This window comes from Streptomyces violaceusniger Tu 4113 (assembly GCF_000147815.2).
Classification (GTDB): Bacteria; Actinomycetota; Actinomycetes; order Streptomycetales; family Streptomycetaceae; genus Streptomyces; species Streptomyces violaceusniger_A.
On the sequence record NC_015957.1, the window covers coordinates 2,474,774 to 2,496,131 of the forward strand.

Annotated in this window: 13 protein-coding genes; 9 read left to right on the plus strand and 4 right to left on the minus strand. The window is 72.9% G+C overall.

What is annotated here, in order from left to right; genetic code table 11:
* Positions 1 to 45: 45 nt before the first annotated feature.
* Together STRVI_RS10885 and STRVI_RS10890 are read right to left on the minus strand one after the other, a co-directional pair.
* Positions 46 to 1,536 carry an MFS transporter gene (locus STRVI_RS10885; protein ID WP_014055698.1) on the minus strand — a complete coding sequence of 497 codons (1,491 nt, stop codon included), beginning with the start codon at positions 1,534 to 1,536 and terminating at the stop codon, positions 46 to 48.
* Positions 1,533 to 2,030 (minus strand): MarR family winged helix-turn-helix transcriptional regulator, encoded by a 498-nt coding sequence (locus STRVI_RS10890; RefSeq protein WP_014055699.1) that lies wholly within the window; start codon positions 2,028 to 2,030, stop codon positions 1,533 to 1,535. The genes STRVI_RS10885 and STRVI_RS10890 overlap by 4 nt, the downstream gene beginning before the upstream one ends.
* A 163-nt stretch (positions 2,031 to 2,193) precedes the next feature.
* Between STRVI_RS10890 and STRVI_RS10895 the strand changes: the two genes are divergently transcribed.
* The 9 genes from STRVI_RS10895 (at position 2,194) to STRVI_RS10935 (ending at position 15,481) form a co-directional block, all read left to right on the plus strand.
* On the plus strand, positions 2,194 to 4,041 hold the full coding sequence (locus STRVI_RS10895; RefSeq protein ID WP_014055700.1) for a hypothetical protein: 1,848 nt from the start codon (positions 2,194 to 2,196) through the stop codon (positions 4,039 to 4,041).
* A 293-nt stretch (positions 4,042 to 4,334) separates the two neighbouring features.
* Positions 4,335 to 5,177, plus strand: a complete 843-nt coding sequence (locus STRVI_RS10900) for a nitrilase-related carbon-nitrogen hydrolase (protein ID WP_014055701.1) — start codon at positions 4,335 to 4,337, stop codon at positions 5,175 to 5,177.
* On the plus strand, positions 5,174 to 6,565 hold the full coding sequence (locus tag STRVI_RS10905; protein WP_014055702.1) for an aspartate aminotransferase family protein: 1,392 nt from the start codon (positions 5,174 to 5,176) through the stop codon (positions 6,563 to 6,565). Before STRVI_RS10900 ends, STRVI_RS10905 begins: the two co-directional genes overlap by 4 nt.
* The gene (hydA, locus tag STRVI_RS10910) at positions 6,562 to 7,965 is read left to right on the plus strand and encodes a dihydropyrimidinase (RefSeq protein ID WP_043235736.1); all 1,404 of its coding nucleotides are present in this window, start codon (positions 6,562 to 6,564) and stop codon (positions 7,963 to 7,965) included. Before STRVI_RS10905 ends, hydA begins: the two co-directional genes overlap by 4 nt.
* 14 nt (positions 7,966 to 7,979) lie before the next feature.
* Positions 7,980 to 8,981 carry a TIGR03842 family LLM class F420-dependent oxidoreductase gene (locus tag STRVI_RS10915; protein ID WP_014055704.1) on the plus strand — a complete coding sequence of 334 codons (1,002 nt, stop codon included), beginning with the start codon at positions 7,980 to 7,982 and terminating at the stop codon, positions 8,979 to 8,981.
* Positions 8,982 to 9,280: 299 nt separating this feature from the next.
* A complete protein-coding gene (locus STRVI_RS10920; protein ID WP_014055705.1) occupies positions 9,281 to 10,318 on the plus strand; it encodes a methyltransferase in 1,038 nt (345 codons plus the stop codon).
* Positions 10,319 to 10,437: 119 nt separating this feature from the next.
* Positions 10,438 to 11,928, plus strand: a complete 1,491-nt coding sequence (locus STRVI_RS10925) for an MFS transporter (RefSeq protein WP_014055706.1) — start codon at positions 10,438 to 10,440, stop codon at positions 11,926 to 11,928.
* Positions 11,929 to 13,195: 1,267 nt separating this feature from the next.
* Positions 13,196 to 14,023, plus strand: coding sequence for an inositol monophosphatase family protein (locus STRVI_RS10930; RefSeq protein ID WP_014055708.1), 828 nt, complete (start codon positions 13,196 to 13,198; stop codon positions 14,021 to 14,023).
* Between the two features lie 45 nt (positions 14,024 to 14,068).
* A complete protein-coding gene (locus STRVI_RS10935; RefSeq protein ID WP_014055709.1) occupies positions 14,069 to 15,481 on the plus strand; it encodes a phytoene desaturase family protein in 1,413 nt (470 codons plus the stop codon).
* Positions 15,482 to 15,506: 25 nt separating this feature from the next.
* Here STRVI_RS10935 and hemC read toward each other — a convergent pair whose 3' ends face one another.
* Complete coding sequence (gene hemC / locus STRVI_RS10940) at positions 15,507 to 16,466, minus strand: hydroxymethylbilane synthase (RefSeq protein ID WP_014055710.1); 960 nt, start codon at positions 16,464 to 16,466, stop codon at positions 15,507 to 15,509.
* A gap of 30 nt (positions 16,467 to 16,496) precedes the next feature.
* Positions 16,497 to 21,356: an SAV_2336 N-terminal domain-related protein gene (locus tag STRVI_RS46240; protein WP_014055711.1), complete on the minus strand. Its 4,860-nt coding sequence runs from the start codon at positions 21,354 to 21,356 to the stop codon at positions 16,497 to 16,499.
* Positions 21,357 to 21,358 lie beyond the last annotated feature (2 nt).

The following is a 21,358-nucleotide window of genomic DNA, read 5'->3' on the forward strand; positions in this document are numbered from 1 at the left end:
CTGCGGGTCTGCGGGTCTGTGGGTCGTATGGGGGAAGGGGGGTGGTCAGGTGCGGGTACGGGCGCGGGCGCGCAGGGCCCGGTCGGTGGCGGTCAGCAGCAGCACCGCGAGGCTGAGCGCACCCGCCACCATGGCGATGCCGTGCAGCCCGGCGGCGGTCGCCCGCTGTCCGTAGAAGAGCCCGATCAGCCCGGCGGCGGTGATCGCGCCGAGGTACTGCGAGGTGCGCTGCAGCCCGGCCGCCGCGCCGACGCTCTCGCGCGGGGCCTGGGTGTAGACGGCGGCCTGGTTGCCGGTCGAGGACAGCCCCTGCGGCAGCCCGAAGAGGACCGCGGCCAGCAGCAGCGCGAGCAGCGGGGTGGACTCGTCGGCGAGGAGCAGTACCCCGCTCCCCGCGGCGAGCAGGACGGCCGCAAGGACGAGCGGTGCGTAGATGCCCTTCGTACGGGCGCCGAGCAGTGAGCACACGGCGGCCGCGCCCGACATGGGCAGCATGATCAGACCGGCCCGGGAGGCGGAGTAGCCGTGCCCCTCCTCCAGCCACTGTGCGTACCCGTACATGACCATGTAGATGACCAGGTACGCCGTGCCGTGGCGGAGGTAGGTGAGGGCGAGGGAGCGGTTGCGGCCGATCATCCGCAGATCGATGAAGGGGCGGGGACGGCGCAACTGCCACCAGGTCAGGGCGGCCGCGAGGACCAGGACGACGGGCAGCAGCGCCCAGTTGGGCCGCTCCAGGTCCATCAGGAAGATCATGAGGGTGGTGAGGGTGCCGGTGAACAGCGCGATCCCGAGCGGATCGAAGGCCGCGCCCGCCGTCCGCGCCCCGGCGTTCTCGCCGTCCGCGCTCGCCATACGGGTCCTGGGGAGCCAGAGCAGCGCGAGGGCGATGCCGATGAGGGCCAGCGGCACATTGACCGCGAAGATCGCCCGCCATCCGGCCGTCGCGGTGAGCACCCCGCCCAGCACCGGCCCGACCGCCGCGCTGCCGAGCGCGGCGAGCGAGAGCCGGCCGAGCACGGGGCGCGGTGTCTCGCGTCCGGTGGCGACGGACTGGGCGCGCAGCAGCGCCATCGCCGCGGGGTACGCCGCGGACGTACCGATGCCGAGCAGCACCCGCGAGGCGATCAGCCAGCCGAACGCGGGCGCCAGCGCGCCCACGATCCCGGCGGCGCACACCACGAGCAGCCCGCAGAGGAAGACCCGGCGCGGCCCCAGCAGATCGGCGAGCCGGCCCATCGCGGGCTGCCCCACGGCGCTGGCGAGGTAGAGGGAGGCGACCAGCCAGGCGGTCTGGGCGGAGCCGACGCCGAAGTCCTGGCCGATGGCCACCAGTCCGGTGGCGATCATCGTGGAGTTGACGGGGTTGAGGACCGAGCCGATGAGCAGCGGGGCCATCAGCCGGGGGCCGAAGGGGTCGGCGGAGTCGGTGGGCGTGGTGGCCGCGGCGGGGTCGGCGGGGTTGCCCAGGACCGGGTTCGCGCCCGCCGTCCCCGTCGTCGGGGGTATGGCGGGCTTGCCCGCGGTGTCGGTCATTCCTGGACCAGCCGTTTGAGGAGTTCGGTGGCCTCGGCGAGGGTTCGGCGCTCATCGGCGTCGAGACGGGTGTCGATCGCGTCGAGCAGCCAGCTCTGCTTGGCCTGCCGTACGGATGTGATCGCCTCCCGCCCCCGCTCGGTGATCGAGAAGACCACCTGCCGCCCATCGGTGGGATGCGGGGCCCGCTCCACCAGCGTCTGCTCCTCCAGCGCGGCCAGGATCATGCGCATCGACTGCGGCCGCACCAGCTCGGCGCGGGCCAGCGCGGCGGTGGTGGTCGGCCCCTCGGTGTAGAGCCGGCTGATGACCGCGCGCTGGGAGGGGGTGAGCGCCCCGTGCGAGGAGGCCGCCCGCATACGGCGCATGAGCTGACTGACGACCGCGGCGAGGTCGACGGCGATCCGCTCCTCGGCCCGCGGGCCGGTCTCTGTACGGGGCCCGGTTTCTGGCCGGTGGGCGGGCTCGGTGGGCGGATGATCGGGCGTGGCCATGCCCTCACCCTAGGAGTTCAACAGACAAACTTGCAAGTTTGCCTGTCGTGTGCGGAGCAGGAAAAGCGCTCGTAGCGCAGCCGTAACCGATTCCGTAACACGCAGGGTGTCGAATGCGTGGCCTTGGGCCGTGCATCGTCCGAGGGGGAGGGGAGCGGAGGCCATGGCGAGCGGGCAACTCCCGGCCGAGGTCGAGGAGTTCGCGAGTTATCTGCGGGCGCTGACGAGGCGGCTGGACGCGGGGACGGGCTGGTACGGCGTCTTCGCCCTGCGCGACCCCGAGGGACTGCGGGCCTGCCTCGACGGCCTCGAGGTGCCGCCGTGGGACGTCGTCCAATCCCTGCTGCAGGACCTCTCCACCCAGCGCGGCGCCGGGCCCGCGCAGGAGGCGGCGGCCCGCGCCGCGACCCTCTACCGTGCCTCGGTCGCGGCCCACGACGCCGGACCCGGCAGTCGCGAGGCACTCCAGGACCGCCTGGACGGCATGCTCCGCGAACAGCGGAACGCCGCCCGTCGCGAACGCGACCTCCAGGCGGCGGTGTCCGCCGCCGAGGGCGCGGCCGACCGCGAACGCCTCGGCGCGGAGCTGGCCTGGGCCCACGATGACTGGCGTCGCGCGACGGCCCGCACCGAAGAACTCCACGCCCGCCTCACCGCCCTCACGCCTCGCCCCTCCCAGCCACCGCCCCCGCAGCCCGGACCCCCCACCCCCGCGGCGCCCCCACCAGCGGGCCCCACCCCAACCGCACAGGCCCCGGCGCCCCGGCCGACAGCCCCGACGGGCCCCACGCCGACCGCGCCTGCCCCGGCGCCCCGGCCGTTGGCCCCGACGACGGGGCCCACGCCGCCGGACACCTCCGCGTCCGCTGTGGGTTCGGGCGCGGACGCGTCTGCCGAGCCGCCCGCGCAGGGCTTGCGGCCCGCGCCGCCAGCGTCCACCCCGGCGCCTTGGCCGGCGGCCCCGGCGGCGGGGCCCACGCCGCCGGGCACCTCCGTGGGTGCCCCCGCGCCTGCCCCCGCGCCTGCTGCGGGTTCCGCGCGACCTGTACCGCGTGGGGCGTGGTTTGCCGGGGTGGAGGAGGTGGGCGCGGCGCCCGGGCCGTCGGTCTCGGAGGCCGCGGTGGAGGCCACGCCGCCGGACACCCCCGCGCTCGGTGTGGCTTCGGGTGCGGACGTGGCTTTCGAAGTCCCCGTGCAGGGCCGGGAGCCCGTGCCGCCCGCGCCCGCCTCTGCCTCCCCTCGGCTGCGCGGGGCGCGGTTCGCCGGGGCCGGAGGCGGGGGCACGGCGGCGTTGCTGCCGTCCTCACCTGCCCCGCCCCCGGCGGAGAGCGGAACGGAGCTCCCCGCGACCCCGCGCGGTGCCCGGTTCGCCGGGGCGTACGACGGCGAGGGCGGCGGCAAGCGCCGTAAGCGGGACAAGGCGGCGGACGATGGGCGGCGGCTTGCCCGGGAGGCGGCGGAGCGCGCCGCCGCGCGACGTGCGGCACAGGAGGCCGTCGCGCGGGTCGGCCGACTCCGGGTGGCGGGCCGATCCGGCGAGGCCCATGCCGTGCTGTGCGAGGCCGCCGCCTGGCCCGCCCCACGGTTGCCCGTCCTCGCGGAGGAACTGGAGCGCGCCGGACTCGGGGCCGATGTGTCCACGCTGCTGTGGGAAATGGCGTGTCTGCCGCCCGGACGGCTCGCAGCAGCCGCCGAAGCGCTGGTCGCGGCGGACCGCGAGGCCGACGGCGAGCGGCTGTTACGGCAGAGCGTCTCGCGACCCGTCCCCGAGGTGGCCCACACCGCCCAGGCGCTCCTCGCGGCGGGCGTCCCTCGCAGGGCGGCGTTTCTGCTGGAGGCGCTGGTACGGGCCCGCACGCCGGAGGAGGCGGCACGGGCGGCGGCGGAGGACCCCGCCACGTTGGTGCCCCTGCTGCTCGATGCTGCCGCAGGTGTGTCCTCCAGCAGTTACCACGATCTCGCCCATGCGCTGCGCGCCGCGGGGCTGCCGGGCGTACCCGGTCTCGCCTGAGCATGAGCCTTGAGTCCCGAGTGGCGCTCGTTCGGGCTAGACGGGTGGTTCGGGCTGTTCGGGGTGGCCGGCCGGGTGGTTCGGGTTGGTCGGCTTGGTTGGGTGCGGCGCCGTTTCGCGCCGAAGGCGCGAGCTGAAACCCGCACCCATCCACCCACCCCGCAACCCGATAAAACAGGAAACGTGATCGTCTTCGTTGAGTAACGGCGGCGGTATTGCCAGAGTGGTCAGTGCGCTCTTACGTTCTTCAGAGCCGGATTCTACGTGCGTAGACACAGGTTGAGGAGCTCATCATGGCCAACCTCGTACGTGCCGCTCTCGTCCAGGCCACCTGGACCGGCGATACCGAATCGATGATCGCGAAGCATGAGGAGTACGCCCGGCAGGCGGCCGCGCAGGGCGCCAAGGTGATTGGCTTCCAGGAGGTGTTCAACGCGCCCTACTTCTGCCAGGTGCAGGAGGCGGAGCATTACCGGTGGGCGGAGCCGGTACCGGATGGGCCGACCGTGCAGCGGATGCGGGAGCTGGCGCGGGAGACCGGCATGGTGATCGTGGTGCCGGTCTTCGAGCTCGAGCAGTCGGGTTTCTACTACAACACCGCGGCTGTGATCGACGCGGACGGCAGCTATCTGGGCAAGTACCGCAAGCACCACATCCCGCAGGTCAAGGGGTTCTGGGAGAAGTACTACTTCAAGCCGGGGAACGTGGGCTGGCCGGTGTTCGACACCGCCGTGGGCAAGGTCGGGGTGTACATCTGCTACGACCGCCACTTCCCCGAGGGCTGGCGTGCGCTGGGCCTGGCCGGGGCGCAACTGGTCTACAACCCCTCGGCCACCTCCCGTGGGCTGTCGGCCTACCTCTGGCAGCTCGAACAGCCCGCCGCGGCCGTCGCCAATGAGTACTTCATCGCCGCGATCAACCGCGTCGGCACCGAGGAGTACGGCGACAACGACTTCTACGGCACCAGCTACTTCGTCGATCCGCGCGGCCAGTTCGTCGGCGATGCGGCCAGTGACAAGGAGGAGGAGCTGATCATCCGCGACCTCGACTTCGGCCTGATCGACGAGGTGCGGCAGCAGTGGGCGTTCTACCGCGACCGGCGCCCCGACGCCTACGAGGGGCTGGTGAAGCCATGAGCGGCAGGGATGCCGTGAGCGGTAGGGATGCCGTGAGCGGCAGCAGCAGCGCAACGAGCGGCGGCGATGCCAACCGCGGCACCCACGCGGCCCTGCACACCCGGCACCAAGCCGTGCTCCCCGACTGGCTCGCCGTCTACTACCAGCGCCCCATCGAGATCACCCACGGCGAGGGCCGCCATGTCTGGGACGCCGAGGGCAACCGCTACCTCGACTTCTTCGGCGGCATCCTCACCACCATGACCGCGCACGCCCTCCCCGAGGTCACCAAGGCCATCAGCGAGCAGGCGGGCCGGATCCTGCACACCTCCACGCTCTACCTCGACCGGCCCATGGTCGACCTGGCCGAGCGGGTCGCCACCCTGTCCGGCATCCCGGACGCGCGGGTCTTCTTCACCACCTCCGGCACCGAGGCCAATGACACGGCCCTGCTGCTCGCCACCACCTATCGCCGCTCCAACCAGATCCTGGCGATGCGCAACAGCTACCACGGCCGTTCGTTCTCGGCCGTCGGCATCACCGGCAATCGCGGCTGGTCGCCGACCAGCCTGTCCCCGCTGCAGACGCTGTATGTGCATGGCGGGGTGCGCACCCGGGGGCCGTTCGCCGGGCTGTCCGACGGGGAGTTCATCAAGGCGTGCGTCGCCGATCTCGAGGACGTCCTCGGCCAGGCGCACGGCAATGTCGCCGCGCTGATCGCCGAGCCGGTCCAGGGCGTCGGCGGTTTCACCTCGCCGCCCGACGGGCTGTTCGCCGCCTTCCGCGAGGTGCTCGACCGGCACGGCATCCTGTGGATCACCGATGAGGTGCAGACCGGCTGGGGCCGCACCGGTGACCACTTCTGGGGCTGGCAGGCGCACGACCGCTCCGGGCCGCCCGACATCCTCACCTTCGCCAAGGGCATCGGCAACGGCATGTCGATCGGCGGTGTCGTCGCCCGCGCCGAGGTCATGAACTGCCTGGGCGCCAACTCCATCTCCACCTTCGGCGGCAGTCCCATCACGATGGCCGCCGGTCTGGCCAACCTCACCCACCTGGTCGAACACGATCTGCAGGGCAACGCCCGCCGGGTCGGCGGGCTGCTGATCGAGCGGCTGCGCGCCGCCTGCGCCGGTCTGGACACCGTGCGCGAGGTCCGCGGCCGGGGGCTGATGATCGGCATCGAGCTGGTCGAACCGGGCACCGGCGCCCCGTACCCCGAGGGCGCGTCCGCCGTTCTGGAGGCCGCCCGGGAGGGCGGGCTGCTCATCGGCAAGGGCGGCGGGCACAACAGCAGCGTGCTGCGGATCGCCCCGCCGCTCAGCCTCACCGTCGCCGAGGCCGAGGAGGGCGCGGAGATCCTCGAGGCCGCTCTCAAGACCACCCGGTCCGGAAGGAGCGTGAGCTGATGTCCCGTACCGTGATCCGCGGCGGTCTGGTCGTCACCGCCGCCGAGGAGACCTTGGCCGATGTGCTGATCGAGGACGGGAAGGTCGCCGCCCTCGCCTCGTCCGGCAGCGCGTACGCCGAGGGCTGGACGGCCGACCGTACGATCGACGCCACCGGCAAGTACGTCATCCCGGGCGGGGTCGACGGGCACACCCATATGGAGATGCCGTTCGGCGGCACCTACGCCGCCGACACCTTCGAGACCGGCACCCGGGCGGCGGCCTGGGGCGGCACCACCACCATCGTGGACTTCGCCATCCAGACGGTGGGCCACGCCCTGCGCGAGGGGCTGGACGCCTGGGACCTGAAGGCGCGGGGCAACTGCGCCATCGACTACGGCTTCCACATGATCCTCTCCGATGTGAACGAGAGCGCGCTCAAGGAGATGGATCTCCTGGTGGGGGAGGGCGTGACCAGCTTCAAGCTGTTCATGGCCTATCCGGGGGTCTTCTACAGCGACGACGGACAGATCCTGCGGGCCATGCAGCGCGCCTCCGCCAACGCCGGGCTGATCATGATGCACGCCGAGAACGGCATCGCGATCGACGTCCTGGTGGAACAGGCCCTGGCCGAGGGCAGGACCGACCCCCGCTATCACGGTGAGGTCCGCAAGGCGCTGCTGGAGTCGGAGGCGACCCATCGCGCCATCCAGCTCGCCCGGGTGGCCGGCGCCCCGCTGTATGTCGTCCATGTGTCGGCCCAGGAGGCCCTCGCGGAGCTGACGCAGGCACGTGACCTGGGGCTTCCGGTCTTCGGCGAAACCTGTCCGCAGTATTTGTTCCTGTCCACGGACAACCTCGCAGAACCGGACTTCGAGGGCGCCAAGTACGTCTGCTCCACACCGCTTCGGCCCGTCGAGCACCAGGCCGCGCTGTGGCGGGGGCTGCGGACCAACGACCTCCAGGTGGTCTCCACCGACCACTGCCCATTCTGCTTCACCGGGCAGAAGGAGCTGGGCCGGGGCGACTTCTCCAAGATCCCCAACGGGATGCCGGGGGTGGAGCACCGGATGGACCTGCTCCACCAGGCCGTGGTGGACGGCCATATCTCCCGCCGCCGCTGGATCGAGATCGCCTGCGCCACCCCGGCCAGGATGTTCGGCCTCTACCCGCGGAAGGGCACCATCGCGCCGGGGACCGACGCCGATATCGTCGTCTACGATCCGGCGGCCCAGCAGACCCTGTCCGTCGAGACCCACCACATGGACGTCGACTACTCGGCGTACGAGGGCAAGCGGATCACCGGGCAGGTCGAGACCGTGCTGTCGCGCGGTGTCCCCGTCATCGACCGGCGGGAGTACACCGGGCGTGCCGGGCACGGCCAGTTCCTCGTCCGCGACACCTGTCAGTACCTCGGCTGAGCCAGGGAGCGAGCATGGACTTCGGACTCGTCCTGCAGACCGATCCGCCCGCCTCGGCCGTCGTCGAGCTGATGCGCCGCGCCGAGCGCAACGGCTTCGGCTACGGCTGGACCTTCGACTCCGCCGTGCTGTGGCAGGAGCCGTTCGTCATCTACAGCCAGATCCTGGCCCGGACCGAGCGGCTGATCGTCGGCCCCATGGTCACCAATCCGGGCACCCGCACCTGGGAGGTGACCGCCTCCACCTTCGCCACCCTCAACGAGATGTACGGCAACCGCACCGTCTGCGGTATCGGCCGTGGTGACTCCGCGCTGCGGGTGGCCGGTCGCAAGCCCAACACCCTCGCCCGCCTCGGCGAGGCCATCGACGCCATCCGCGATCTGGCGGAGGGCAGGGAGGCCGTCGTGGACGGCAGCCCGATGCGCATCCCCTGGATCGAGGACAGCAGGCTGCCGGTGTGGATGGCGGCGTACGGCCCCAAGGCGCTCGCGCTGGCCGGGCAGAAGGCCGACGGATTCATCCTGCAGCTCGCCGACCCCTTCCTGACGGAGTGGATGGTCAAGGCGGTGCGCACCGCCGCCGCCGAGGCCGGGCGCGATCCGGACGCGGTCACCATCTGCGTCGCCGCCCCCGCGTATGTCGGCGACGACCTGGCCTACGCCCGTGAGCAGTGCCGCTGGTTCGGCGGCATGGTCGGCAACCATGTGGCCGACCTGATCTCCCGCTACGGCGAGCACTCCGGCGCCGTGCCCGAGTCCCTGACCGCGTACATCAAGGAGCGGCAGGGGTACGACTACGCACACCACGGCCGCAGCGGCAATCCGGACACGGCCTTCGTCCCCGATGAGATCGTCGACCGGTTCTGCCTGCTCGGCCCGGCCGAGGCGCATATCGAGAAGCTGGAGCGGCTGCGCGCCCTGGGGGTCGACCAGTTCGCCGTCTACGCGATGCACGACGCGAAGGAGCGCACGCTCGACGCGTACGGCGAGCGGGTCATTCCCGCGCTCACCGGCTGACCGCTCAGCCGCGCGCTCGCACCACCCGCACCCGTACGTCCGCGTATCGCGCGACTGCCGGCCGGCCGACCACCGGCCGGCATCCGGGCCCCCGGGATCATTCGCCGTACCCTTCTCGCGATTCCGCCTCCCAGCCCGGCAAAGGCCCTTTCTCAAGGAAGGGTCAATTCCGTTTTTGGGGCCCGGAGAATAAATGACACTCCCGTCCCCTGAACCTTCGAACATGGCTACAATCACCTCGGATTTTGTGCTCTGATATGCCGTCGGCCGAACGACTCCTTGGCAGAGAAGGGTTGGGCATGACGCAAACCGAGGTACCGATAGAAGTGGAGCTCAGAGGGCTCTACAAGGCCCACTATCGGTTTCAGTTCCTGAGCGCGGGATTCCAGTTGGGGCTCTTCGCGCTGGCGGAGAAGGAGCCCGGCCTGGCCGTACGGGAGATCGCCGCACGGCTGGATCTCAAGGAGCAGCCCACCCGCATCCTCCTTCTCGGTTGTACGGTCTTCGGGCTTTTGCGCAAGGACGGCGAGGGTTACCACACCACTCCGCTCTCGAAGCCGCTGACCGCGAACTTCGACGAGTCGCCCGCGTCCAACATTCCCTGGGAACAACACGGTATCTACCGGGCGATGGCCTGGTTCTGTGAATCCCTCAAGGAAGACACCAACATCGGTCTGCGGCGGGAAATTCCGGGAACGGCGTCCACGCTCTACGGGCGGCTCGCCGAAAATCCCGAGCTGGAGAGCACATTCCACACCATGATGTCGTCGGTGAGCAGGCTCGTGGGCGCCGAGCTGGGGGAGAGGCTGGAGCTCTCGGGGTGCGGCCACCTCCTGGACATCGGCGGCGGAACGGCCATCAACGCCGCGAGCCTCGCCGCCCGCTGGCCGGACCTGCGCATCACCATCGCCGATCTGCCCTCCGTGACGACCGCCGCCAACGAGAAGATCGAGAAGCTCGGGCTGGCCGACCGGGTGCGGGCGGTGAGCCTCGACGCCCTCCACGACGAGTTCCCGGCCGGCTGCGACGGAGTGCTCTTCGCGCACTTCCTGGAGATCTGGTCCCCCGAGCGGATCCAGGAACTGCTCGCCAAGGCCGCCCGAGCCCTCCCGCCCGGCGGCGGGATCTACGTGGTCACCCCGCGCCAGGACGACGACGGCACCGGACCCGAGCGGGCGGCGATGCTGTCCGCCTACTTCCACACCATCGCCTCCGGCGAGGGCATGGTCTACACGGGCGCCGAGTACGAGCAGTGGTTCCGCGCGGTGGGCTTCGAGCCCACCGGACGGCTGCCCCTCGGTGCGGACACCGTCGTGATCACCGGCCGCAAGGCATAGCCGGCCGCAAGGCATAGTCCGGAACCAGGCGAGGCACCCCCGGCGGGCGGACCCTTCGATGCGGAGGTCGCAGCGGTCCGTGCGCCGGGGCATGACCCGCCCCGACCAGGAGGTGAACCATGGCCGGCGCCACGAGCCAAGCCACCCCGGGCGACGCGGACGGCGAGGGAGACGGTCCGCCGCCGCACCACCGCCACAAGTGGCTGATCCTGGGGATCTGCTGCATCAGCCTGTTCATGGTCGGCCTCGACACCACCATCGTGAATCTCGCCCTGCCGTCCATCCAGGACGATCTGGACGCCTCGCCCTCGGGGCTGCAGTGGACGGTGGACTCCTACACCGTGGTGCTCGCCAGTCTGCTGATGCTCTCCGGCTCCATGGCCGACCGGTTCGGCAGGCGCCGGACCTTCCAGACCGGGCTGCTGCTGTTCAGCCTGGGGTCGCTGCTGTGCGGGCTCGCCACCGACACCGGTTCGCTCATCGCCTTCCGGATGGTGCAGGCCATGGGCGGCGCCATGCTCAACCCCGTCGCGGTCTCGATCATCGCCAACACCTTCACCGACCTCAGGGAGCGGGCCAGGGCGATCGGGCTGTGGGGTGCGGTCGCGGGGGTGAGCATCGCGCTGGGGCCCGTCGTCGGCGGTGCGCTGGTGGACTCGACCGGCTGGCAGGCCGTCTTCTGGGTCAACCTCCCGGTCGCCGCCCTCGCCCTCGTCCTCACCGCGCTCTTCGTCCCCGAGTCCAAGGCCCCGCGGCCGCGCAGGCTCGATCCGGTGGGGCAGCTCCTGGTGATCGTGCTGTTGGCGACGCTCACATTCGGCATCATCGAGGGCCCGGTCAGGGGCTGGGGCTCGGCACAGATCATCGGCTGCTTCACCGTCGCGGCCGTCGCCGCCGCCACCCTCATCCGCTACGAACTCCGCCGCGCCGAACCGCTGCTGGACGTCCGCTTCTTCCGCAGCCCCTCGTTCAGCGGCGCCATCGCCTCGGCGGTGTGCGGATTCGCCGCGCTCGCCGGGTTCCTCTTCCTCAACGCCCTGTATCTGCAGGACGTACGGGACTTCTCCCCGCTGCACACCGGGCTGCTCACGCTGCCGATGGCGGCCATGACCCTGATCTCCTCACCGCTCGCGGGCCGTATCGTCGGCGCCCGCGGCCCGCGTATCCCCATGGTGATCGCCGGGGCCGGTACGGCGGGGTGCGGACTGCTGCTGACCCGGGTGGGCGCGGACACCCCGATCTGGTACCTCGTGATCGCGTATGTGGCGTTCGGCATCGGCTTCGGCATGCTCGACGCCCCGCTCACCTACTCGGCCGTGTCCGGGATGCCGCGCTCCCAGGCCGGGGTGGCCGCCGCGGTCACCTCCACCGGCCGCCAGGTGGGGGCGGCCCTCGGCGTCGCCGTCCTCGGCTCGGTCTCCACCGCCCGGGTGCACGGCCCCTTCGCCTCCGGCTTCCCCGAGGCCAGCCATCTGGGCTGGGCGATCATGGCCGGCTGCGGTCTCGCCATCGTGACGTTGGGCCTGCTCACCACCGGCCCCCGAGCCCGCGGCCCGGCAGACCCCAGCCCGAATCCGGCCCCCGACCGCCCCGCCCAGCGCGTGCGCTGACCCCCTGCCCGGCACCGCGCCCGTTCCTGTGCCACCTCTGGCGCGCGGCGGGGCACCCGTCCCCGGGCTCCTGGCGCGCGGCGGGGCGTCCGTCCCCGGGCTCCTGGCGCTCGGTAGCGTGCTCGTTCCCGGGCCCTGGGCCCCTGGGGTCTGGCAGCGCTGCGGTTCCGGACCCCGGGGCTCCTGGCAGCGCTGCGGTTCCGCGCCCGCGGCGCCCGGCGCCGCACCCGTTCCTGTGCCGCCTCCTGGCGCGTGGCGGCGTGCTCGTTCCCGCGCCTGCGGTGCCCGGCACCGTGCTCGTTCCCGGAACCCAGGTGTCTGGCAGCGCTGCGGTTCCGGGCCCGGGGGGCCTGGCAGCGTGCCTGTTGCGGTGCCGCCCCTTTGCGTTGCGCGCGGCGGGGCGTCCGTCCCCGGGCTCCTGGCGCGCGGCGGCGTGCTCGTTCCCGGGCCCTGGGCCCCCGGCGTCTGGCAGCGCTTGTGTTCCGGGCCCGCGGCGCCGGGCACCGTGCTGGCTTCCGGACCCCGGGGACCGCGCCTGGCAGCGTGCCCGTTGCTGTGCCGTCCCTTTGCGTTGCGCGCGGCGGCGCGTCCGTTCCCGGGCTCCTGGCGCGTGGCACCGTGCTCGTTCCCGCGCCCGCCGCCGGGCCCGCGGCGCCCGGCACCGTGCTGGCTCCCGGACCCCGGGCACCGCGCCTGGCAGCGTGCCTGTTGCTGTGCCGTCCCTTTGCGTTGCGCGCGGCGGCGCGTCCGTTCCCGGGCTCCTGGCGCGCGGCGGCGTGCTCGTTCCCGCGCCCCCCGGGCCCGCGGCGCCGGGCACCGTGCTGGCTTCCGGACCCCGGGGACCGCGCCTGGCAGCGTGCCTGTTGCTGTGCCGTCCCTTTGCGTTGCGCGCGGCGGCGCGTCCGTTCCCGGGCTCCTGGCGCGCGGCGGCGTGCTCGTTCCCGCGCCCCCCGGGCCCGCGGCGCCGGGCACCGTGCTGGCTTCCGGACCCCGGGCCCGCGGCGCCGGGCACCGTGCTGGCTTCCGGACCCCGGGCACCGCGCCCGGCACCGTGCTGGCTCCCGGACCCGGGGCACCGCGCCGGGCACCGTGCTGGCTCCCGGACCCCGGCAACGCGCCCGGCACCGGGCCCGTTGCCGTATATCGACGGGGTAAGCCCTGATGCCGGTCGAAAAGGGATTTGCGGCGGTCGCTCCCTTCACCTCGATGACACCGTCTGGCAGTCGGTATGCCACCTGCCGTCGCTGAGACATGATTCGATGAACGCATGATCGATGAATTTCTCGCCGGTGATCTCGGCGCGGTGGAGCAGGCGATCCGCACGGCGGTCGCCGACGAGGTCATGCCGCGCTACCGGCAGCTCGCCGCCCACGAGATCGTGGAGAAGAAGGGTCCGCACGACCTGGTGACCACCGCCGACCGGCAGGCCGAGGAGCATCTGACCGGCGCCCTCACCAAGCTGCTGCCCGGCTCCGTGGTGGTGGGCGAGGAGGCGGTGCACGCCGACCCGGCCGTGCTCACCGCCCTCGGCGGCGACGCACCCGTATGGATCGTCGACCCGGTCGACGGCACCCGGCAGTTCGTCCACGGCGACCCCGGCTTCGCGACGCTGGTCACCCTCGCCCACGGCGAAGAGCTCCTCGCGTCCTGGACCTACGCCCCGGTGTTCGACCAGATGGCCATCGCCCGCCGCGGCGGGGGCGCCCTGCTGAACGGCGAGCCGATCCACTGCGGCTCCCCGGAGCCCGGCGCGGTCCTCCACGTGGCCGTCTCCCACTACGACTTCACCACCGACGAGGAGAAGCGCGCTCTGTCGGGGCTGCAGGTGCCGGGAGTTGAGGTGCGCCCCTGCGGTTCGGCCGGCCTGGAGTATCTGAACGTGGCCCGAGGGCTGCTCGACGCCGTCGCCTTCACCTGGGAGAACGCCTGGGACCACGCCGCCGGTCTGTTGCTGGTCGGCGAGGCGGGCGGGGCGCATGCCACGCTGGCCGGCGAGCCGTTCCGGATCACCGGGGGCAATGCCCTTCCTTTCACGGCCGCCAGGGACGAGGCGACCGTTGCGCATATCCTGGGCTTGCTGGCCGCCGCCGGCTGATCGTTCCACTGATTCCTCAAGGACGAGGGGGCCGAGGTGCCGTCCATGCTCGACGCGGTCGTTGTGGGAGCCGGGCCGAACGGGCTGACCGCGGCCGTCGAACTCGCCCGCCGCGGCTGTGCGGTGGAGATCTTCGAGGCCGCGGACACCATCGGCGGGGGCTCCCGCACCGAGGAGCTGACCCTCCCCGGCTTCCGGCACGACCCCTGCTCCGCCGTGCACCCCCTCGCCATCGGCTCCCCCGCCTTCGACCGGATGCCGCTCGCCCGGCACGGCCTGGAGTGGCTCCACCCCGAACTGCCGCTGGCCCACCCCTTCCCGGACGGCACGGCCGCGGTGCTGGCCCGCTCGGTCGGTGAGACGGCCAGGTCGCTCGGCCCGCGCGATGCCGGTACCTACCGTCGGCTGATCGCGCCCTACCTGGGCAAATGGGCCACCCTCGCCCCCGATATGCTGCGCACCCCCTGGGACGGGGTGCCCCGCGACCCGATTACCTGGGCCCGCTTCGGGCTGCACGCGCTGCAGCCGGTCTCGCTGCTCGCCGGGCCGCTCCGCTTCCGGGACGAGAAGGCGCGCGCCCTGTTCACCGGGCTGGCCGGGCATGCCATCGCGCCGACCAGCGCACTGGTCACCGGCGGACTCGCCCTGATCTTCGCCGTCGCGGCCCATGAGGTCGGCTGGCCGATTCCGCGCGGCGGCTCCCAGTCGATCGTGGACGCGCTGGGGGCGTATCTGCGCGAGAACGGCGGGACGATCCACGTCTCCACCGAGGTCAAGCGGCTCGACGAGCTGCCGCCCGCCCGCGCGTACATCTTCGACACCTCGCCCCGCGCCCTGGCCCGTATCGCCGGTCTCGGCAACGCCTACCGCCACTACCGTTACGGGGCCGGCGCCTTCAAACTCGACTACGCGCTGTCCGGCCCGGTGCCCTGGACCGCGCCCGAGGCCCGGCGCGCGGGCACCGTCCATGTCGGCCCCACCTCGGGCGAGATCGGCGCGGCGCTACGGGCCGCCGTCGACGGGCGCGACCCCTCCGTCCCGTTCTTGATCACCTCATCGCCGACCCTGCTCGACCCCTCCCGGGCCCCGGAGGGCAAGCACACCTTCTGGGCGTACGGCCATGTGCCCAGCGGGTGGAAGGGCGACGCCACGGAGGTGATCGAGCGTCAGCTCGAGCGCTTCGCCCCCGGCTTCCGCGATCTGGTCCTGGCCCGCGCGGTGGCCGGACCGCCCGAACTCGCCGCGCGCAACGCCAACTACATCGACGGCGACATCGCCTGCGGCGCCTTCGAGGGCATCCAGGCGGCCATACGGCCCAAGCTCGCCCGCGTCCCGTACGCCACCGCCCACCCGGCGGTCTTCCTGTGCTCCTCCGCCACCCCACCGGGGCCCGGCGTCCACGGCATGTCGGGACACCACGCGGCGCGGGCGGTGTGGCGGAGGCTGCGGGCGCGGTAGGGCCCGGACGGCGGCGGGAGCTGCCTCAGTGCGGGATCGTGTCGATGACCTCGCGGGCGCCCTGCCGCAGCAGCGCCACCGCGACCGACGTGCCCAGGGTGGCCGGGTCCAGCGGGCCCGCCCACTCGTGGGCGTCCAGCACTCTCTTGCCGTCCGGGCTGAAGACCCGGGCGCGCAGTGAGAGCCGCCCGTCGCGCTCGGCCTTGGCGTAGCCGGCGATGGGGGAGTTGCAGTGCCCCTGCAGCACATGCAGCAGCATCCGCTCCGCGGTGATTTCCTTCCAGACGTCGGCGTCGCCGAGCCCGGCCACGGCCTCGATCGTCTCGGTGTCGTCCTCGCGGCACTGCAGCCCCAGCACCCCGGCCCCGATGGGCGGGCACATGGTGTCCACCGGGAGGATCTCGCTGATCCGGTCCGTACGGCCGATCCGCTCCAGCCCCGAGACGGCCAGCATCAGCGCGTCGCACTCGCCCGCCTCCAGCTTCTCCAGCCGGCGGTTGGCGTTGCCGCGCATCGGCACGCACTCCAGCTCCGGGTGGGTGATGGCGAGCTGGGCGACGCGCCGGACCGAGGAGGTGCCGATCCGGGTCCCCGCGGGCATCTCGTCGAGGGTCAGCCCCTCGGGGTGGATCACGGCGTCGCGGATGTCGTCCCGCTTGAGGTACGCGGCGAAGACCGTGCCCGCGGGCAGCGGCCGGTCGGCGGGCACGTCCTTGATGCAGTGCACCGCGAGGTCCGCCTCGCCCGCCAGCAGCGCGGCGTCCACCTCCTTGGTGAACGCCCCCTTCCCGCCCAGCTTCGACAGATCACCCATCCACCGGTCCCCGGAGGTGGTGACCGGCACGACCTCCGTACGGATGCCCGGCCGCAGCGCGGCCAGCTCGGCGCGGACCCGCTCCACCTGGGCCAGGGCCATGGGGGAGGAACGGGAGACGATGCGGATGAGTTCGGCGGAGCCGTGACCGGAGTCGGAGACGGAAGACATGGCCTAGAGGATAGGCCCTCGGGGCGGGCGCTATGTCCGGGCCCCGGGGAACCCCTCCGCGACCAGCGCCGCGAGATCGAGGTAGGCGTCGAAGGTCCTGGGCGCCAGCTGCTCGAGGTCGATTTCCCTTCCAGCGGCCACATGGTCGTCGTACGGCACGACGACCACGTCGCGGCAACGGGCCCGGAACTCCGTGACCGGGTCTTCTCTCGGGTCGGGCTGGGACGTCTCGTGTGATGTGCTGATCACGGTGATGGCGTTTCGTGCCAGGTCCCCGTGGCCGTCCTCGGCCAGCCGGTCCAGGATCGTGTGCGCGCTGTTCGTGAGTTCCGCGGACGGGGTGGTGACGATGATGAGCTGGTCGGCGAGGTCGAGCACGCCCCGCATGCCGGTGCGGGACGCGCCGGCGTCCGAGTCGGCGAGAATGATCGAGTAGTGCCTGCTCAGCGCCCCGATGACGCGGCGGTACTCCTCGTTGGTGACCGGGACTCGGGGGGTTCCCAGGCTCCTTTGGTCATAGTCCCCCGCGAGGATCTCGAGTCCGGACGGCTTCTGTGTGGTGAATTGCTCCAGGGACGCATGGTCGTCCGGAAACGGATCGCTGTGCGCCAGATCACGGATGGTCGCCCTGGTCTCGTGCCGAACGCGACGGGTGAGACCCCGGCCGCCGAGGATCGCGTCGACCGCGAGGACCTGCTCCTCGCGCTCAGTCGCGAAGATGGCGCCGAGCGCGAGGGTCGTCGCGGTCCGCCCGACCCCGATCGGGTGGCTGATCACCGCGATGCGGTGACAGACCGTCAGGTCCCTCAGGATCACCTTCCGTTTACGTTGCCGCCGGGCACTTCTGCCGAATCCGGCGTTCCGGAGAATGGTCGTCAGACGGCTGGGGCGCGCGGCGCGGGCGGGCGGGGCCTCGGGCTGTTCCGGAAGCGGCACCTGAGAGCCGGGGACGGAGGTGTCCGGCGGCGAGTCGTCCGGGAGTTGGGCGTCCGTCGGGAGTTGGGCGTCCGTCGACTCGAGCTCGTACAGCGTCTCGTGGCCGAACGTCGGCATGGTCGTCAGGCACTGGACGAAGACGTCCGCCACCCGCCCCGCCGACGGTCGCCTGCTCGGCCGGTCGTCCAGACAGGCGGAGATGGTCGAGAGCAACTGGGGGTTGCGCCACAGGTCCATGGTGCGGATGAGCTCTCCGGTCGGCTGCGTGTCGCTCAGGGTGCGGAGGATCTGGCCCAGGGCGTAGACGCTGTCCGGGGTGGTGGGAGCTCCCTGGAGGCGGTCGCCGACACTCGCCTCGGTCCAGCCGATCAGTTTCACCGTGCTGTCGGTGACGAGCACGGTGTCCGCCGTGAGCGGCCCTGGCACAACGCCCTTCAGCGAGCACATGTTCACCGCTTCGGCGATGCGGAGGCCGATGGTGGCGGCGTGTACGGCGTCCAGCCGGGGTGAGCCGTCGGGCCTTCGGCCCATGAGCGAGGACAGCGGTGGGGCCGGGGAGCCGTCGGGCAGTCGGACGCATTCCACCACGAGCCCCGGAGGGTTGAGCGAGGAGGCGTCGACGAAGAGCCGGGGGGCGTAGTGCCCGGCCATCCGCCGCAGCGCGTCCGCCTCGGCCCGCAGTCGCCGCCCGCTGCCCTGGGCGGTGCCGCCAGGGGCGATGCGTATCACCACATCGTTCGACGCGCCCGGCCGACGGGCCAGATAGACGCCCTCCCCCCGACTGCCACCCAGCCTGCGGTAGGCCCGATACGCGTTGATCGACGGCAGGCCGCTCTCGGGCTCCGGGCGGGAGGCGCGAACGGAGTCGGGTGGCGCCGACGATGGTGGGGCCGTCAAGACATCCGAACCGCAGGTATCGCAGAAGCGGTCGTCCGGGGCCAGCGGACTGCCGCACTGCGCGCAGACGATGGGCCGCTCGGTCCGGGGGCGTCGGGCGCGGGGCTCCGGAGCCCCGGCCTCCGGCCGGAAGTGCGTGAGGAACTCCCAGACCTCGTGCGCGGTGTGGCCGTGGGGCCTCTCCCGGCACGACATCACCAGGGCGCGGAGCGGCTCCCAGGCGGCACTGCTCCAGCGCGGCATGAAATAGAGCCCCGGGGCGGGCCGACGCGTCGGCGCCCCGCCGCCGAGGCTCACCAGGATGTCGCCCAGCGCCCTGACGTTGTCCTCGGGGGTCGGCGGGCGGTCGCCGCCGAGTGCCGGCGACGGCACACCGTCGATGGACGCCGATGACCAGCCGGTCAGGAGGATGTCCGCACCAGCGACATGCACGGTGCTGATGGTGAGGTCACCGTGCACCATGCCCGCCTCCTCGGACAGCCGTACCGCGTCCGCGACTTGGCGGGCGAGCCCGAGGGCGGTGCGCCCGTCCCACCGCCCGGGGTCGGTACGGGTGGCCTCGTCCAGCCGGTCGTCCCATCGCTCGGCGTCGCCGCGCAGGACGTCCAGCCGGTGGTCCCATCCCTCGGCGTCGCCGCGCAGGATGTAGTCCAGCCGGTCCCCGATGAAGGCTTCCTCCGCGAGCCACGGAACGTCGTCGCCCAGCCCTGTGCGCAGCAGACGCCGGGAGTAGCGCCCGTCCATCCGGCGCAGTGCCTCTGCCTCCACGCCCAGCAGGTCGGCGGCTTGCTGTCCGCGCAGATGGCGGGCGATCCGGACGATGGCCTCCGCACCGTAGGCGTCCTGGCCCAGAAAGGGATTGACTCGCGCTCCCGGCGGCCCGGCCATCGTCAGCCGGTACGGCCCGAGCGTGGGCGGGTCACCGGGTTCCGGGCGGCGCCACTCCTGCGCTGCGGTGGGGGTCGCGAACGCCGACGGCAGCGACGGCGCCCCCAGCCGGGTCGCCAGCCGTCGCTCCAGCGCGCTGAACGGCCGGGCGCCGGCCGGAAGCCGGTCGGTGCCGCGCGTGTCGGCCAGCCAGGCCGGGAAGTCGGGGGAGCGGCCCGCCAGTTGTTCCAGCCGTTGGCCGATCAGCCTGCTGGTCGCGACCAGTTCGGACAGCGGTACCGCGCCCAGCAGGGCCCGCTGCGCCGCGTCGGCGAAGGCGAAGGGACGGTGTTCGGGCGGCAGCGGGTCCGGTCCCGCCGAGGCGGGCGGTTCGACGGGGTGCATCAGCCCGCCCAGGAACACCTCGGCGAGACGTCCGGTGTCGGTCCGGCCGTCCACCGCCTTCTGCACCATCCGCATCACCGGAACCGGCAGCGGAGCCACGGCGGCCAAATGGGCCGCCAGCCGGTACGCCTCCGGGGACGCCGCGTCCCGGAAGCGCTGCACGCGGCTCAGCTCATCGGCCGGGGTCGGGGCGGCGGCCGGGCCGGGGGATGTGGCGGCCGGGGTGGGGCGGGGGCCGCCGCGCCCCGGGTCCAGCAGCGGCAGGACGGCCGTACCGCTCGCGGAGGCGATCAGCCGGGCCCAGTCGGCCAGCGGTCCGGCGTCCGGTTCCAGCACCGGCACCGGAACCCCCTCGAACCGCGCCAGGGCGGCGGGCAGCACCGGATCCGCGACCGTCCAGTCCGTATTGGCCGAGCCCGGTCTGCGGGTCCGCACCTGCCAGCGCCGCGCCCGGATCCCGGAGCCCTCCCACAGCCGGGGCGGCAGCGCGTGCACCACCGCCGTGGGGCCGACCCCCGCCCAGCGCGCCAGCACCCGGCCCATCCGCCCGTCGCGCCACGCCGCCCCCACCCCGTCGCTCACCACGAGCACCAGCGTGTGCCCGGAGGGGTCGGAGAGCGCCGTCGTGGGGAGCCTGGGCGCGTCCGGGGCGTAGGGCCGGGCGCGCAGCGCGGGGGCGTCGGTGCCGCGCGTATGCAGCCCGAGGACGCGTACGACGCGGAACGCGCCCGAGCGCTGCAGCACCGTGCGCAGTTCGACGGCGAGCCGCCGCCACAGCAGCATCGACATCCCGTCGTCGATGACGAGCGCGAGATCGAGCCAGCGCTCGCGGGCGGGGCGGGTCACCACGTCCGGCAGACCGGTCTCGGCGAGCGCGGTGGCGGTGGCGGCCTCGTCGAACTCCCGCTTGAGCGGATTGGGGCGGTGCTGTTTCAGCGGGCGCAGGGCACGGCCGATGGACAGCTCCTGGCGCAGCGCCTTGTCCTCGGGCACGCGCAGCGGCAGTGCGCGCCGCGCGTCGGGCGCCCCATCCGTACCGGGGCCCTGGCTTCCGCCGTACAGGCCGCGCAGCCGCTGATCGCCACGGGGGTGGGGGCGGGGCTGGTCCGGCGGGTCGTCCGGGCGCCCCTTCGCGGGGGCGGACGGCTGGGCGCCGGGGCCCTCGGCTTCGGGGGTACGGGCGGGGGCGGTCGGCTCGGGGGTCGGCTGGGCGGACGCGGCCGGGGAGGCCGTGGCGGGGGGACGGGCGGTCTCGGGGCGCGTGGCGGGCAGCGCCGTCCCGCCACCTGTCACCGCGCGGGCCAGGGGTGCCCACTCCACGCCGTCCTCGGGCAGCCGGCCGGCCAGCCAGAGCGCGTCGAGCAGCTCCTCCCTGGACAGTTCGAGACCGCTGGAGGCGAGGACCACCATCGCCTCGTCGAGCCGCCCCAACCGCTCGGTGCCGTCCTGCCCTGCGCGGTCTTGCACTGCACCGCTCGGCTTGGCGCGGTCTTGTCCGGCGTCGCTCGGCTCGGTGCCGTCCTGCCCTGCGCGGTCTTGCTCGGCGTCGCTCGGCTTGGCGCGGTCTTGCTCGGTGTCGCTCGGCTCGGTGTCGCTCGGCTTGGCGCAGTCTTGCCCGGCGCCGCTCGGCTTGGCGCAGTCTTGCTCGGTGTCGCTCGGATTGGCGTCGCTCGGCTCGGTGCCGCCCTGCCCGGCGCCCCCCTGCCCGGCGTCGCTCGGCTCGGCGTCGTCCCGCCCGGCACCGCCCTGCCCCGTGCCGCCCCGCCCAGCGTCCCCCCGGCTCATGC

What these genes read in the sequence shown, in the direction of transcription:
- STRVI_RS10930 (WP_014055708.1), top strand. Translation starts at nt 13,196, where the DNA reads ATGATCGATGAATTTCTCGCCGGTGATCTCGGCGCGGTGGAGCAGGCG.
- STRVI_RS10900 (WP_014055701.1), top strand. Translation starts at nt 4,335, where the DNA reads ATGGCCAACCTCGTACGTGCCGCTCTCGTCCAGGCCACCTGGACCGGC.
- STRVI_RS10885 (WP_014055698.1), bottom strand. Translation starts at nt 1,536, where the DNA reads ATGACCGACACCGCGGGCAAGCCCGCCATACCCCCGACGACGGGGACG.
- STRVI_RS10925 (WP_014055706.1), top strand. Translation starts at nt 10,438, where the DNA reads ATGGCCGGCGCCACGAGCCAAGCCACCCCGGGCGACGCGGACGGCGAG.
- STRVI_RS10935 (WP_014055709.1), top strand. Translation starts at nt 14,069, where the DNA reads ATGCTCGACGCGGTCGTTGTGGGAGCCGGGCCGAACGGGCTGACCGCG.
- STRVI_RS10915 (WP_014055704.1), top strand. Translation starts at nt 7,980, where the DNA reads ATGGACTTCGGACTCGTCCTGCAGACCGATCCGCCCGCCTCGGCCGTC.
- hemC (WP_014055710.1), bottom strand. Translation starts at nt 16,466, where the DNA reads ATGTCTTCCGTCTCCGACTCCGGTCACGGCTCCGCCGAACTCATCCGC.
- STRVI_RS46240 (WP_014055711.1), bottom strand. Translation starts at nt 21,356, where the DNA reads ATGAGCCGGGGGGACGCTGGGCGGGGCGGCACGGGGCAGGGCGGTGCC.
- STRVI_RS10920 (WP_014055705.1), top strand. Translation starts at nt 9,281, where the DNA reads ATGACGCAAACCGAGGTACCGATAGAAGTGGAGCTCAGAGGGCTCTAC.
- STRVI_RS10895 (WP_014055700.1), top strand. Translation starts at nt 2,194, where the DNA reads ATGGCGAGCGGGCAACTCCCGGCCGAGGTCGAGGAGTTCGCGAGTTAT.
- STRVI_RS10905 (WP_014055702.1), top strand. Translation starts at nt 5,174, where the DNA reads ATGAGCGGCAGGGATGCCGTGAGCGGTAGGGATGCCGTGAGCGGCAGC.
- STRVI_RS10890 (WP_014055699.1), bottom strand. Translation starts at nt 2,030, where the DNA reads ATGGCCACGCCCGATCATCCGCCCACCGAGCCCGCCCACCGGCCAGAA.